Source organism: Enterococcus sp. C76, assembly GCF_040886985.1.
In the GTDB taxonomy this organism is placed as follows: Bacteria; Bacillota; Bacilli; order Lactobacillales; family Enterococcaceae; genus Enterococcus_B; species Enterococcus_B lactis.
This window is the reverse complement of the sequence record NZ_JBFOEY010000001.1, coordinates 117,632-132,078: the sequence shown is the minus strand read 5'-3', so window position 1 is coordinate 132,078 and position 14,447 is coordinate 117,632. Positions and strand designations below refer to the sequence as shown.

Below are 14,447 nucleotides of genomic sequence, written 5' to 3'. Positions count from 1 at the left end.
CTAACTTATCGAGCAGCGTAATCCACATTAATCCCTATGATATTCCTACCACTATCGTTTTATTACTTCCAATATCATTTACAACAACCTAAAATAACTTATTAATGACAAACGTTATTAATAGTTTTAGATAACTTTTGCAGTTTTATACTTTTTTTCTATAAAATTTGACAAACATTTTTTTAAATAACTAATTATTTTTTCGAATCTGTCACTCAGACAATCCTTTCTCTTACTTGTTAACATAAATAGAAGTTGCTGTTTCTTCTAATAGTGTACTTAATTCTTTAATATTTTGTTTTCCTTCTTCTAACATCCAACTACTCGCTTTTTCTTCGCCTTCGGTAACAAAAGGTGCTACTCCCTTCGCCCATGTTGCTCGTCCACATAAGACACCATTGAATGTCGAACCTGATTGTTTTGCAAAACGCAATGTATCTTGAAATAGTGCAGCGCTGACTCCCGCACTTAAAAAAATAAACGGTTGTTCAGTCACTTTCGATTGTTCATAGAAATACGCGGATGCCTCTGCTTGACTATAACAAGTATCTTGCCCATATCCTTCCACAAATCTCATATTTACTGGTACTTCTACTTTCAATACATCCACTTGATAACGTTCTTTTGAAAATTCTCGCATGGCTTCAATCACTTTATGCGGTTTTACTTTTGCATAGGCAAGAGAAGACGGATCGCCAATAGTTGCATCATAAGAAAGGATTTCTAAAAAGAAAGGCATGCCTTCTGCTTCGCATTCTGAACCAATCCGTTCTATAACTATTTGTTTTTGCACATTAATCTCTACTGGTTCATCAACGTCATAGTACAATAAAAATTTACAAGCATCTGCACCCACTTCTTTTAACCTTTTCACTGACCAACTATTCAGTAAATCTGGTAGTCGGCCTGGCATTTTCGCATCATAGCCGGTTTTTTCATAAGCTAGCAACAAACCACATTCTTTCTCTCGAAGCGCTGCTGCAGGCAGACCATATTCTGGATCGAGTAAAATAGCAGAAGCATACGGAGTCAGGTACTGAGAAACCATCTGTTTAAATTGGATGATATCTTCTGATGTAGCTTCTTTATATTGGTTGATCATTTTCTTCAAAGCACCACGCTGGTCGATTGCTAACGCGCTAATAATTCCAGCTTCATCCGTCAATCGCTTCAAACGTTCCTGTTTTTCTATACTCATTTTCTTCATATATCTTCACCTATTTCTTTAGTTAATATTGCGGCTATTTCTGTTTTTGATTTTGCTGCTCTCAACTGTTCTGTAACCTCTTTTCGCATCAATGATCGTGCAACGAGAGACAATAATTTCAAATGAGTCGTTCCTGCTTCTGAATCTGGGATAAATAACGCAAAAATAAAATCAACTGACTGTCTATCTAAACTGTTCCATTCAATTCCTTTGTTCAGTGTGACGATAATCAAACTAGGTTCGTTGATTGTTTGAGACTTCGCATGAGGGATAGCAAAACCTGACATTATTCCTGTAGTACCTTCTTTTTCTCTTTCTAGAAGTTTTTGATATACTTCTTTTTCGTCATGAGCGATTCCTAAACAGAATGTTTGCTTTGCTAAAAACTTAAATGCTTCTTCTTGACTATCTAATGGCTGTTGTAAAAAAATGTTCTCTTCATGAATGATTGTCATGATAAGCCTCCTGCTCTTCCTTCTTCGATAACTGTACGATTTGCTGCTTTATTATCCATCTTCTTGTCTTTATCAGTTACTCTTTTCTTTTGGATCAAACCTAGTATCACTCCACCAACGATCGAACCAATAAGAATCGCTGTAACCCATTGGATTTTTCCCGTCACTACAGGTAACACTAAAAAACCGCCATGTGGGGCTGGTACTTGGACACCAAACAGATAGGTCAAGACAGCAGCAATTGATGAGCCTAACATCATCGTTGGTAATACTCGGATCGGGTCTTTCGCAGCAAACGGAATAGCTCCCTCCGTAATATGAGTTGATCCTAAAATAAAATTAACCAAACCTGCATTACGATCATTAGTATCAAAATATTTACCAAACAATAAAGTTGCAAAACCAGTAATCAACGGTGGTGCAATGCAAGCTGCTGACACGCCAGCCATAAAAGTCGTGTTTCCTTGTGCCAAAAGAGCTGTACCTGTTACATATGCCGCCTTATTAATCGGTCCTCCCATATCAAACGCACACATGCAACCAACAATCACGCCAAGAACAAGTGGATTCGAATGTTCAAATCCAGCTAAAAAGCTCATCATTCCTTCATTTATAGCCTTCATTGGACCCGCCAACAAAGACATCACGATGCCAATAAACGCTACACCAATAACTGGATATAAGAAGATTGCCTTCAAGCCATCTAGTTGTTTAGGTAAAATTGTCAGTAGCTTTTGCAAAAATAAGATAAAATAACCTGCTAAGAATCCAGCTAAAATACCTCCTAAAAATCCAGTACCGCCATTCATGGCCACGATTCCACCAACGAATCCAACGACTAACCCTGGACGTTTCGCGATCCCTTCTGCAATATAAGCTGCTAAAACTGGAACCATCATCCCCATTGCTACATCGCCAACCGTTTTTAACATCGCCGCTGTAGCATTGTATTGTGCATGGTCTGGATCAAAAGAATAGATTCCCCAAACGGCAAATGAAATAGCAATCAATACTCCGCCAGCTACCACGAAAGGCAACATATGAGAGACGCCATTCATTAAATTTTTATAGATGCTGCGACCAAAATTAGCACCACTTATCGTTTCTGATTCTAAAGTATCAACAGCTTCATTATCTGCTAAGATGGCCCCTTTTCCTGCCAATGCCTCGTCAATCAGCCGTTGTGCATCTTTGATTCCTGTACTGACAGAAACATCAATGACTCGTTTTCCCGCAAATCTTTCTGAATGGACATCTTTGTCTGCGGCAATAATGACAGCATCTGCCTGTTTGATTTCTTCAGCCGTTAATTCATTCTCGATCCCAATTTGTCCATGGGTCTCCACTTTGATCGTGATGCCTTTTTTCCTAGCTGCTTGCTCTAATGCCTCTTGCGCCATGTAGGTGTGCGCAATTCCTGTCGGACAACCGGTTGCTGCAATTAGTTGATATTTTCCCATCTTTCGAACCTCTCTTCCTTGATTTTGATTTGTTTACTTAATTCCTCCACATCCAAAAAATCAGTCAGTCCTTTACGAAAAGCAGTAGAGCTGCCTGCTGCTATGCTTTTACGTAACGTTTCATCAAGCGATCGTCGATTCATGTATCCTGCTAAAAAAGTGCCTAACATGGCATCACCTGCACATGCTGTATTGACAACTTTTCCTTTTGGCGAGTTTCCCCGAATCACCCTGTCTTTCGTAAAAAGAATCGCTCCTTTCTCACCGAGGGATAACAAAACATTTTCTGCACCTGACTCTACTAGTCGTTGTCCATAAACAAAGTAATCTTCATCTGTAACCATTTTTCGTCCGAACCAAGAAGAAAGTTCTTCCTCATTTGGTTTCAGCAAAAACGGTCGATAGGGTAAACAATCCATGACTTCTTGATCACTACTATCAATAATCAAATGAATCCCCTTTTCCTGACAAATCCGACTGATTTCCACTAAAACCTTCGGAGACATTCCTCTTGGTAAACTCCCAGAAACACAAAGATAATCCTCTGCTTGTAATGCTCTTATTTGATTTAAAAAATTATGGACAGCTGCCTGCGGTATTTCAGGTCCTTGATTCACTAATTTGTATTCTTCTCCCGTTTGATTGACTTGTGTAAATACATTGATACGCGTCATACCAGGCACTTCAATAAACTCTGTTTTGATTTGTTTCTTCTGTAAATAGTCTTCTATATATTTTCCTGTGAAACCAGCAGAAAAACCTAATGCCGTACTTGGGAAATCTAGCATCTTTAATACTAGTGACACATTTACCCCTTTTCCGTTTGCCTGAATGTCATCCTCCTTTGTACGGTTTACCATAAAAGGATGCATCTCCTCTGTTTCAATAAATAGATCAATTGCCAAATTCATCGTGCATGTGTAGATAGACATAACCAATGACCTCCTTGACTCTATTATGAAATACGCGAAAGAGAAAATGTTTTCTTAATCGTTCCAACACAAAGAAAACCTTTACATTTATAAACACATCGTGCTATTTTTTAACTAACTTTTAGTGAAAGAAGGAAAGAATATGGATCACAAATTAAGTGAAACAGAACAGTACCTCTGGAACTTTATCGAACACCACACCCTAGAGATCCCTAACTACTCCATCGTGAAACTAAGTGAACAAGCAAATGTCTCAACAGCCACCATTGTGCGGACAATGAAGAAAAAAGGCTATGAAGGATTTACTTCGTTTAAGCACCATCTAAAAGAAGGAGAAAACAAGAACATCAATTTTTCTTTCTTAGATAAAGTAGACAAAGGTATCCGTCGAGCCATTCTAAAAAATGAACAAGAAGTGGTACGTACGATCAATATGTTGGAAATCGGGAACATTGAAGATGCAATACAAAGAATCAAATTTGCTGACCGGGTTTTTGTCTTTGCCCGAGGATTTTCAGAAATGATTGGTCAAGAGATGCTGGTGAAACTTCAATTAACAGGGAAAAATTGTCAAATGCATACTGATCCAGAAATCATCAAAAACATTAGTCGGAAACTAACTAAGAAAGACAGCGTTATTTTTGTTTCTTTGAACGGCGAGACAAAAGAACTCGTCACCGCCGCAAAGAATTGCTATGATGCAGAGATTGGTTCGATTCTAGTTACAGCCAATCATTCCTCTACACTCAAAGATTATTGCGAGATAAATCTCGTAGGTTTCAAATCAGAGGGTTCTTATTTCCCTGATTATGAAGTACGTTCACGCTTGCCTCTCCAGATCATCGCGAGAATTCTGCTCGATGCCTATGTATTGCGTATGGGGGAGAATTGAGGGTATTTGATTTGCGGTTGATAACGATTGCTAGAAAAATTCCAATAGAATAGAGATGACGAAAAGATTAATCTAAAAGGAAACTTTTGTATAATCATTTCTCGTTCAATCAAATAGTTCTTTTTTTATAAAGATAACAAGGAACTTCAGTTTTCCATCATATCAATAATTTTCTTTATACGAGAAAGTTATCCGTTTAGTATTTTTGAAAAAGTATTTTAATACAAAACTAGAGAAACCTCACATGTACATCTAATTATGAAACAAATTGCTTATAGATTTTACGTTTCATTGGCGTATTTTATAATCAACATCTTAATCTTCTACGGTTAAAAGCACAACAACGTTAGTAATACTTACTAACATTGTTGTGCTTTATAGCTACCTTATCGCTCTAATTTAACAAAGAGTTTAAAATTATTGTTATTTTTCAAATTGAGATTTTTCTGGATATCTCTCCATAAATGTTTGCAAAAGTTCACTTTTTATTTTCTCGAAGTCAGAAACTTTATTTGTATCATTTAAACAAATTATTTTATGTTGGGGAGATTTCATTTCACTAAAAAGTAAATCATTATTGTCATTAAGGTAGTACATTTTAGAAAAATTTTTTTCTTGTGGGTAAAAATTTCCAGTACAAAGTTGCCAGTATCTAATTAACCAAAAATTGAGATCTTCTTTACTTCTAAACTTAGAATGAACAGTTTTATTCATTTCTACTTGCTCTTTTTCCCATACTTTGTCAAAAATTAATTTATTAAGTGATACTGCTGTATGAGGTTCATAAAAACCTGTAAAGTCTTTCCATAAAATAAGTAAAATATTTCTAATATTATTTACTCCATATCTTCTATTAAAAAATTTAAAGAAATAATTTTTTAAAACTTTTCTTTTGTTAAAATATTCGTTAATGATTTCTAAGTTATTAACAATAGCGTGTTCAATTCCACCTCGTTTTGGAGTAATAACATTTAATAACCCTATATCTCGAGGTAAATCATTAAGGAAAAAATCATCTACTTTAACTCTATCATTTAAAAACATGTCATCATTAAAATAAACAAAATTGGTACTCAATCCCTCAATCCTGTTTAAACATAATTCTATTGCTTGCGAATTAAATGTTGGCAAGGATGTACTCGGCATTATCTCTTCATGTTTAACTAAATTTATCTTCTTATTATTTGTTTCTAACCATGAAGGGATGTGTCCTGAAGTTACTACATGTATTTTATTTACCCATGGAGCATGAATATCTACCGCCCTAAACCAAAATTTAAAAAAATCCCAATCTCTATATTTTGATTCATCATTAAGTAGCTGACTATTAAAGTGTTTCACAAAACTTAATTCCTTGTCTTTACGCCATTTTTCGTCATTTGAGTCTACCCACGTTACCACAAAGTCCACTAACTGATCCATTTATTCTAACTCCTTTAGCAATTTAGAAAAAGAATTGGTCGATTCGCGATATGTCCAACTAGAAATAATTTTAAAGGAGTTTTCTCCCATTTCGACAGCTTTTTCTTTATCATCGACTAATTGATTAAGTTTTCTGGTTAATTCTTCTACATCCTTACTAGGATAAACAAACCCATTATATCCATTTTTCACTAAATCATAGATACAACCACAACCATCACTAACAATTACTGGTAAATGCGCTGCGGCAGCTTCGTTGACTACTAATCCCCATGGATCATCTTCTGAAGGTAATACCAGGCAATCAACTAAACAATATTGTTCAAATAACTTTCTTTGATCATTAATAAATTTAATAAATTCGATATTAATGTTTAATTTTATTGATTCTTTAATTAAGTTATTTTTTTCTTCACCATCTCCTACAACCACTAATTTTACTGGTATAGATGTTTTTATTTCTGATATAGCCTTTACTAAATCTATAACACGTTTTCTGTGTAAAAGTCTTCCAGAATACATAATAATAAATTCTTTTTTTCTTTTCTCACTAACTACTTGCTGTTTATGCTGTTGATAAATTTCGCTTATTGTATCTACATCAACTGTTAAATACTGATTATATATATTTTGGGGATTAACAGAAAAGTTTGAAATCAAGTAATCAAAGGAAACTTGTCCATTAGCAAAAAACGCATCAACATTATTAATAATCAATGACTTAATCAAATGCCTTACTTTACTTGTTTCTTTATTATTCTTAGGAGCTATACCATCAAATACAAATATAACCTTTTTATTATATTTTTTTGCATAGTAAGTAAACTGATAGGCAGCTGTAGAATTATATCCCCCTAGCATCAAAATATCTGTATTTTTTATAATATCTTTAACACCTTTATAATACAAAAAATGATTTCCCAATTTTCCAATTCCTTTAAAGTGGATTTCTCTAAACTTATTGGATTTTTCTATTTTCCACGTTCTACTTTTCGTTTTCAACCCAATATAAAGTACGTCAATGTCGACGTTTGTTTTTTCAATAATATGTTCAAGTTGCTTTGTTCTATACGGAGCCATTGAATATGTTAAAAAAGTAATCTTCAATAAAATAAACCTTCTTCCTAATTTTAACTTCATCATCTACGGTAATGTTTTTTTATTTTCTAAGTTTCTTCATAGTAATAAATATTAAAAAATATAATAAGTGAAGTATAATAAAAATTACACTAGTATAAATAATTTGTATAAGTAAACCTGTAAAACCTGTAAAAATTAAATTTAATTTTTCCGTTACTAAATAAAAAAGACAAATACTAATAATGCAATCACTTATACTAAATACTAAATATTTCAAAATTTGTTTTTTTAAACGACTTATTTTTAATTTAAATATACAGTAAATTAGTGATACGTATTCTGATACAACAAAACTAATAATTGCCCCATTGATATCTAGTTTTCTATCTAAAGCTAAATTTAATAGAATAACAACTAAAAAATTAATAGTTAAGATATTTCGGTATATTTTATCTTCTGAACTCGGCAACAAAATAGCATTATATAAGAAAAAGTTTAAAGGGATAACTAGCAAAGATAAGCTCAAATATTTAAGTACTTGTGAAACATCTGTAAAACTTGAACCAAAAAATATAGAAACAAATAAATCAGCATTAATAATCAAACCTGTTGTTGCAAAAACAGAGAAAAGAACTAATATAGGTAATACGTTATGAATAATCATCTCAAATTTTTTTGTTTCATTTTGTGCCTTTAAACTAGTCATCTTAGGCAAAACTGCTGTAGTAGCTGAATTAGAGACGGCTATTATTATGTTAATTAGTTTCCTTCCTTGATCATAAAGACCTACAAATGAATTGTTTCCCGTAAGAGTTAGTAAAATTAACCTGTCGAAAGTGTTTTTTGAATTAGATAGTATCTGTGGAATAAATAGATTAAAGCATTCTTTTATAGATTTATAATCCAAAAATACTAGATTAAAAGGTTGGGATAAAAATTTTTTTAATTGAATAATCATTGAAATATTACCTATGAACATGCCAAGTATATTTAGAAAAATGTAAATGTCCAAATCCGATGATGTTTTTACAAAGATAAAAATAGTAATTAATGTAAATATTTTACTAAAAAAATTCCGAAGTAAAGTACGCTTAATTTCTTCTATCCCTATAAAAAACCAGGATACATCAAAAATATTTACTATTATTAATAATGACTGATAGTAGTAATATTTATTTGCTCCCGTTACTCGTATAAGAATAATAAATAAGATAAAAGAAATTATAGATGTAACTATTTGAAAGAGAAAGAACTGTACAAACCGTAATTTACGATTATTCCCTGAGCTTTTAGCGATTTCTCTACTTCCATACAGAGGTAACCCAAATGATGCAAGAACTACAAAAAAACTTACTAAAGCTAATGATGATGCATATACCCCTAATTGTTCAGCAGTAAATATTCTTGTAATGTAGGGGGTCGTTGCTAGAGGAACAAAAAGGATTAAAACTTGATACAATGCACTATATAATGAATTTTTAACTGTCTTATTTTTTAACAACATCTTCTGTCCCCCTGTTGCTAACTATAAAAAATAAAGTGACTAATAATAATATTGTCAATAACGATGTTGGGAAAAACAAGGTCCCTTCAAAAGCACCATAAACTACACATAAAAGGATAGTGATTAATAACTGCCTATCTCTTAATTTAAAAGCTTTGAAAAAGAACAAGCAAATAAACATTAGATTCATTATCAGACCTATTATTCCTGTAGTAACTAAACAATACGTATAGTAGCTATCAGTATGTAGCCCCATAAATTGACTTTGGCTATTAAAAAAAGAAGGATTAAACATTCCCAGTCCAAACCACATATTATTAGTTCCTACTAAATAATCAATTGTGTTTATTTGCCTGCCTAATCTATTAGTAGTTAAATTATCTAAATTAGTAAAAAAATCTGTTGATGCTGTTAATAGATAGTTAAATACCATAAGAGTAGCAACCACTAAAGTTCCTACTAAAAACGTTATGATAATACTTCTTACATATATACTTGAAATATGCTCAAAGCTAATATAAGCTAATATGAATATTGCAGTTATGGCTAGTGAAAAAAGTGGTGTACGTGAGCCTGTGTTAAGAAATATGAATAAGCAAACAGCAAGAGAAAAATATTTCATATAATTTTTTATATTAGAAAAATATGTTGATATAACTAATACAGTAACGGTTATGGCAACTTGATTGGGGTTGTTAAATCCTAAGTAAGATCTATCATTTCTAGTATTTTGCAAAACGTTATTTAGAAGTGACATAATATTTAAGGAAACATCTTTAAATACTATAATTCCAATGACTAAAAAAACAAAAATTATTATTGAAAAATCTTTAAAAAAGTTATATTTTTTATTTTTTTGATAAAAATTAGCAATAAACAGACAACAAAAAAATGTTGATAGGTAATAGTGAGCATTAATAATAATATTATTAATGCCATACTTATATATTCCCGTTGAAATCAATATCAATGGATATGCATAGAATATAAATAAATACATTACCAGAAAAGCAAGTATCCCTTTGTGAATCATATTTGTTTTGTAAGTAAAGAACGTAATTCCTATAATCGCTACGGTAGAAAAATAGCGTAAAAAAACAAAAAAACTAGTTCCTAATGTGAAAAAACTCCCAATATTTCCTATAAGGAAAACTAAAATCAATATTCTACTGATATTTTTCATTATTTCCTCCTACTAAAATATTTAGTAGATTGTTATTATTCTCCAAATAACTACTTTCACTTTTATCTATATTTATCTCATTATTAATTATGCGAGTCATAAGTTCTGCTAGACTTTCAGCATTTTTACTGTCAAAAAAAGAAACGTTTTTATAATCGTCTAGTACTTCATGTGCGTATTCTAAATCTGAAGCAATGATATAAGTATTAACTATTTTAGCCTCTAGCAGTGGTAAGCCATAACTCTCCACCAATGATGGAAATACTAATACAGAATTAGCCATATACTCATATACTTCAGTTCTAGAAATTTTATTTAAGAAAGTTAGATTAGGTATTGCTTCAAACTTATTTTCATCTAATGTAACGTAAACTTCAAAGTTACATACTCCCCTACTATTCAATAGTTTAACGGCTTCAAATAATACTTCAAAGTTTTTATATTTAAATTGCGACGTAGGATAAAAAAAATTTTTCTTCTCATAAAAACTTAATTCATTAAATTCGTACTCGTATATTTGAGGAGATACCTTGGGCTGAGAGACAGAAAAAACATTATTCAAATGCTGACTCATCTCTTCTTTTAACCAATTACTTTGTACAATGACTCTAGCATTAGAGATTTTAAAAAGTAATTGATAAATATTTTTTCCTATATATTGATAGAGCCATAAAAGATTCTCTTCACGATTAAATAAATTAAACTTTAGTTGTTTCTGATATGGCAATACCTGATGAAAATATACATATTGTGGTATATTCAGACCTAAAGTAGCTGTGTTTTGTAGAGAAACATAAATGTCAGGATTCATTTCACCTATGATATATTTACCTTTGAATAATTCAAAGGTTAGTCTTTTAAACCAACTTGTCTTAATTTCAGGAAATTGCACAATTCGTATATTTTCTTTAGGTTCTAAATACTCCCCACTTAATAAAAAAATCCATTCATTTTTATCATCGTGTTCAACAATCATTTCGTAGAGATCATTCAAAACTGCAAGAGCCCCACCTTCTGAAGCAGCAATATCATTTACAACAATTCTCATCTACTCCACACCACTCTATTCACATAGTCTGTATAAGAAAGGATGATACGCAATACTTTTTCTGAAACATTTGGCATTGAATAATCTGCGACGTGTCGCAAAGTATCTTTTTGCTGTGTTTCCAATACTTCCAGTCCTTGCATAATTCTTTCTTTTTCTAGTCCTACCATCATGACACTTGCTTCTTCCATTGCTTCTGGTCGTTCATGTGCTTGACGGATATTCAATGCTTTGAAGTTCAAAATGGAAGATTCTTCGCTGATCGTTCCGCTGTCGCTTAGTACAGCTTTTGCATTGATTTGCAATTTATTGTAATCATTGAATCCCATCGGTTTCATTGTTTGGATCAGCTCGTGGAATTTGATTCCTTTTGCTTCGATCATTTTCATTGTCCGCGGATGCGTACTGATGATGATTGGCAATTGGTAAGTTTCAGCGATTGTATTCAAGCTATCTACCAAGTGTAAGAAATTTGTTTCTGAGCTGATATTTTCTTCGCGGTGAGCAGAAACGACAAAATATTGTCCTTCTTTCAACTCTAAGCGATTAAGGATATCGGAATGTTGGATGTCCTTTTTTCTTGAATTGAGAACTTCAAACATCGGACTTCCTGTTTTGATTACACGATCAGCTGGTAATCCTTCACGTAAGAGATATTCTCTCGCGATATCGCTATAGGTTAGATTGATATCCGCTGTATGATCAACAATTTTACGATTTGTTTCTTCCGGTACTCGTTGGTCGAAACAGCGATTTCCTGCCTCCATATGGAAAATAGGAATATGGCGACGTTTGGCTGCAATTGCACATAAACAGCTATTTGTATCTCCTAATACTAAGAATGCATCTGGTTTTACTTCTTCCAAAATTGGATCGATCTTGATTAAAATATTTCCAACTGTTTCAATGGCTGTTCCAGTTGCCGCATTTAGAAAATAATCGGGTTTCTTTAGCTTGAAGTCTTCGAAGAATACTTCATTTAATTCATAGTCATAGTTTTGTCCAGTGTGTACTAAAATATGTTCGATTGCTTCTGATTGATCCAAACGATTGATAACAGCAGACAAACGAATGATTTCTGGTCGCGTTCCTACTACTGTCATCACTTTTAATTTTTTCATTGTTTAAACCTCCACATAATAAGTATCAGGATGTTCTGGATCAAATGGCTCATTTACCCACATCACCGTCACCATATCCGATGATCCCAGATTTTCGATATTGTGCGTATAACCTACTGGAATATCGACTACTTCCAATTTTTCTCCTGAAACAAAATACTCGATTATTTCATTTGAATCTACTTTCCTAAAACGGATCACACCTTCTCCGCTTACTACTAAGAATTTTTCATTTTTGGTATGATGCCAATGGTTGCCTTTCGTGATTCCCGGTTTGGAAATATTGACAGATACTTGACCTCGGTCTTTTGTTCTTAAAAATTCAGTAAACGATCCGCGATCATCTACATTCATTTTTAGAAAATAAGCAAAATCATCTTCTGGTAAGAAGCTTAAGTACGTACTGTACAGATTTTTTTCTACTCTTCTCGCAAGGTTAGGAACACTCAAGTTCGTTCGACTATTTTTGAAAGATGTAATCAGTTCTTTTAATTCGCCGACCGTTACTTCATCCGTTTCGCGAACAGCACAATACCCCTTTTCCATATAAGGTTGACCGTTCAGACAATGAAGTAATTCCTTCACGACATCATCGATATAACAAAGTTCAATGACAGCAGATGGATCATTTACCGTCACTTCTTCCTCCCTTGCGATTTTGTAACAAAATGTGGCTACCACTGTATTATAATTTGGTTGGGACCACTTACCGTATAAGTTTGAGAAACGATAAATATATACAGGTGCTCCTGTTTCTTTTTGGTATTTCTTTAATAACTCTTCTCCGGCTTTTTTGCTTTTGCCATAAGAATTATCAAGTTCTGCTTGGATAGAGGAAGAAAGCATCACTGGACATGTATTGCCATGTACTTTTAGTTTTTCTAGCAATTCTGAAGTAAATCCAAAATTTCCTTTCATGAATTCTGCATCATCTTTTGGTCTGTTCACTCCAGCTAAATGAAAAACAAAGTCTGCTTTTTTACAATATTCATCTAATAAATGTACAGGTGTTTCTCTATCAAAACTAAGAATATCAGTGAATCCTTCATTTTTTAATTCAGCAACTAAATTTTTTCCAATAAAACCATTTGACCCAGTTACTAAAATATTCATTGATTTTGCCACTCTTTCAATTCTTTTCTTACATATTCCAGTTCAAGAAGTCTTTCTTTGATTTGTTTGACAGATAATCGTTGTGTATTATCTGAATTGTATTCTCCTTCTTGTGTCAGCTCTTTGCTTCCTTCAACGAAATACTTATCATAATTCAAATCACGTGTGTCTGCAGGGACACGATAGAAATCACCCATATCTTGAGCAACTAAGTATTCTTCTTTTGTCAATAGTGTTTCATAACGCTTTTCGCCATGCCGTGTTCCGATAATATGAATCTCATTGTCTGCATGGAATAATTCTTTGATTGCTTGTGCTAGGTCACCAACAGTAGAAGCTGGTGATTTTTGTACCATGATATCCCCTGCTTTTGCGTTTTGGAAGGCAAAAACAACCAACTCTACAGCTTCTTCCAAACTCATCAAAAATCTTGTCATGCCAGGATCTGTCACTGTTAATGGTTTACCACTTTTTATTTGGTCAATGAATAATGGAATAACTGATCCTCTAGAAGCCATTACATTTCCATAACGTGTGCCACAAATCATCGTGCGTTCGTCAGTAACGGTTCTTGCTTTAGCAACAAATACTTTTTCCATCATAGCTTTAGAAATCCCCATAGCATTGATTGGATACGCAGCTTTATCAGTGGACAAGCAAATAACTTTTTGAATCCCCATTTCGATTGCTGCAGTTACGACATTATCTGTTCCTATGATATTTGTTTTCACAGCTTCCATTGGGAAAAACTCGCAAGAAGGTACTTGTTTTAGTGCTGCTGCATGGAAAACATAATCAACGCCATACATCGCATTTTTGACACTGTTGATGTCCCGAACATCTCCAATGTAAAATTTCAATTTGTCATTGTTGTATTTCTTCCGCATATCGTCTTGTTTTTTCTCGTCACGAGAAAAGATACGTATTTCTTTGATATCTGAATCTAAAAAACGTTTCATCACTGCGTTCCCAAAAGAACCAGTGCCGCCTGTGATTAATAGAATTTTATCTTTGAACATGCTTTGATCAC

The 14,447-nt window shown here is 33.1% G+C and carries 13 protein-coding genes; 1 reads left to right on the top strand and 12 read right to left on the bottom strand.

Translation table 11 applies throughout. From position 1 onward, the window contains the following. Positions 1-232: 232 nt before the first annotated feature. The 4 genes from lacD to pfkB are packed head-to-tail and all read right to left on the bottom strand — an operon-like array spanning position 233 to position 4,054. Complete coding sequence (gene lacD, locus AB3I00_RS00685; protein WP_368024594.1) at positions 233-1,207, bottom strand: tagatose-bisphosphate aldolase; 975 nt, start codon at positions 1,205-1,207, stop codon at positions 233-235. Continuing rightward, on the bottom strand, positions 1,204-1,662 hold the full coding sequence (locus AB3I00_RS00680) for a fructose PTS transporter subunit IIA (RefSeq protein WP_137206695.1): 459 nt from the start codon (positions 1,660-1,662) through the stop codon (positions 1,204-1,206). The genes lacD and AB3I00_RS00680 overlap by 4 nt, the downstream gene beginning before the upstream one ends. Beyond that, a complete protein-coding gene (locus tag AB3I00_RS00675; protein WP_368024593.1) occupies positions 1,659-3,122 on the bottom strand; it encodes a PTS fructose transporter subunit IIC in 1,464 nt (487 codons plus the stop codon). The genes AB3I00_RS00680 and AB3I00_RS00675 overlap by 4 nt, the downstream gene beginning before the upstream one ends. Next, a complete protein-coding gene (gene pfkB, locus AB3I00_RS00670) occupies positions 3,104-4,054 on the bottom strand; it encodes a 1-phosphofructokinase (RefSeq protein ID WP_086310289.1) in 951 nt (316 codons plus the stop codon). The genes AB3I00_RS00675 and pfkB overlap by 19 nt, the downstream gene beginning before the upstream one ends. A gap of 142 nt (positions 4,055-4,196) precedes the next feature. On the opposite strand from pfkB, the gene AB3I00_RS00665 reads away from it, so the two are divergent. Further along, positions 4,197-4,946: a MurR/RpiR family transcriptional regulator gene (locus AB3I00_RS00665; RefSeq protein WP_202777757.1), complete on the top strand. Its 750-nt coding sequence runs from the start codon at positions 4,197-4,199 to the stop codon at positions 4,944-4,946. A gap of 423 nt (positions 4,947-5,369) precedes the next feature. Here AB3I00_RS00665 and AB3I00_RS00660 read toward each other — a convergent pair whose 3' ends face one another. From AB3I00_RS00660 to AB3I00_RS00625, 8 genes are read right to left on the bottom strand one after another with little or no spacing between them, the layout of a single operon-like run. Further along, positions 5,370-6,368, bottom strand: coding sequence for a stealth conserved region 3 domain-containing protein (locus AB3I00_RS00660; protein WP_368024592.1), 999 nt, complete (start codon positions 6,366-6,368; stop codon positions 5,370-5,372). Next, positions 6,369-7,475, bottom strand: coding sequence for a glycosyltransferase family 4 protein (locus AB3I00_RS00655; RefSeq protein WP_024635530.1), 1,107 nt, complete (start codon positions 7,473-7,475; stop codon positions 6,369-6,371). Between the two features lie 52 nt (positions 7,476-7,527). Continuing rightward, positions 7,528-8,952: an oligosaccharide flippase family protein gene (locus AB3I00_RS00650; RefSeq protein ID WP_024635531.1), complete on the bottom strand. Its 1,425-nt coding sequence runs from the start codon at positions 8,950-8,952 to the stop codon at positions 7,528-7,530. After that, positions 8,936-10,135: an O-antigen ligase family protein gene (locus AB3I00_RS00645; RefSeq protein WP_024635532.1), complete on the bottom strand. Its 1,200-nt coding sequence runs from the start codon at positions 10,133-10,135 to the stop codon at positions 8,936-8,938. Before AB3I00_RS00645 ends, AB3I00_RS00650 begins: the two co-directional genes overlap by 17 nt. After that, positions 10,119-11,183: a glycosyltransferase gene (locus tag AB3I00_RS00640; RefSeq protein ID WP_024635533.1), complete on the bottom strand. Its 1,065-nt coding sequence runs from the start codon at positions 11,181-11,183 to the stop codon at positions 10,119-10,121. Before AB3I00_RS00640 ends, AB3I00_RS00645 begins: the two co-directional genes overlap by 17 nt. Continuing rightward, a complete protein-coding gene (gene wecB, locus AB3I00_RS00635) occupies positions 11,180-12,304 on the bottom strand; it encodes a non-hydrolyzing UDP-N-acetylglucosamine 2-epimerase (protein ID WP_368024591.1) in 1,125 nt (374 codons plus the stop codon). The genes AB3I00_RS00640 and wecB overlap by 4 nt, the downstream gene beginning before the upstream one ends. A 3-nt stretch (positions 12,305-12,307) precedes the next feature. Beyond that, a complete protein-coding gene (locus tag AB3I00_RS00630) occupies positions 12,308-13,417 on the bottom strand; it encodes a capsular polysaccharide biosynthesis protein CapF (protein ID WP_002313528.1) in 1,110 nt (369 codons plus the stop codon). Continuing rightward, entirely contained in the window at positions 13,414-14,436 is a 1,023-nt protein-coding gene (locus tag AB3I00_RS00625; protein ID WP_368024590.1) for a polysaccharide biosynthesis protein, read from the bottom strand. Before AB3I00_RS00625 ends, AB3I00_RS00630 begins: the two co-directional genes overlap by 4 nt. Positions 14,437-14,447 lie beyond the last annotated feature (11 nt).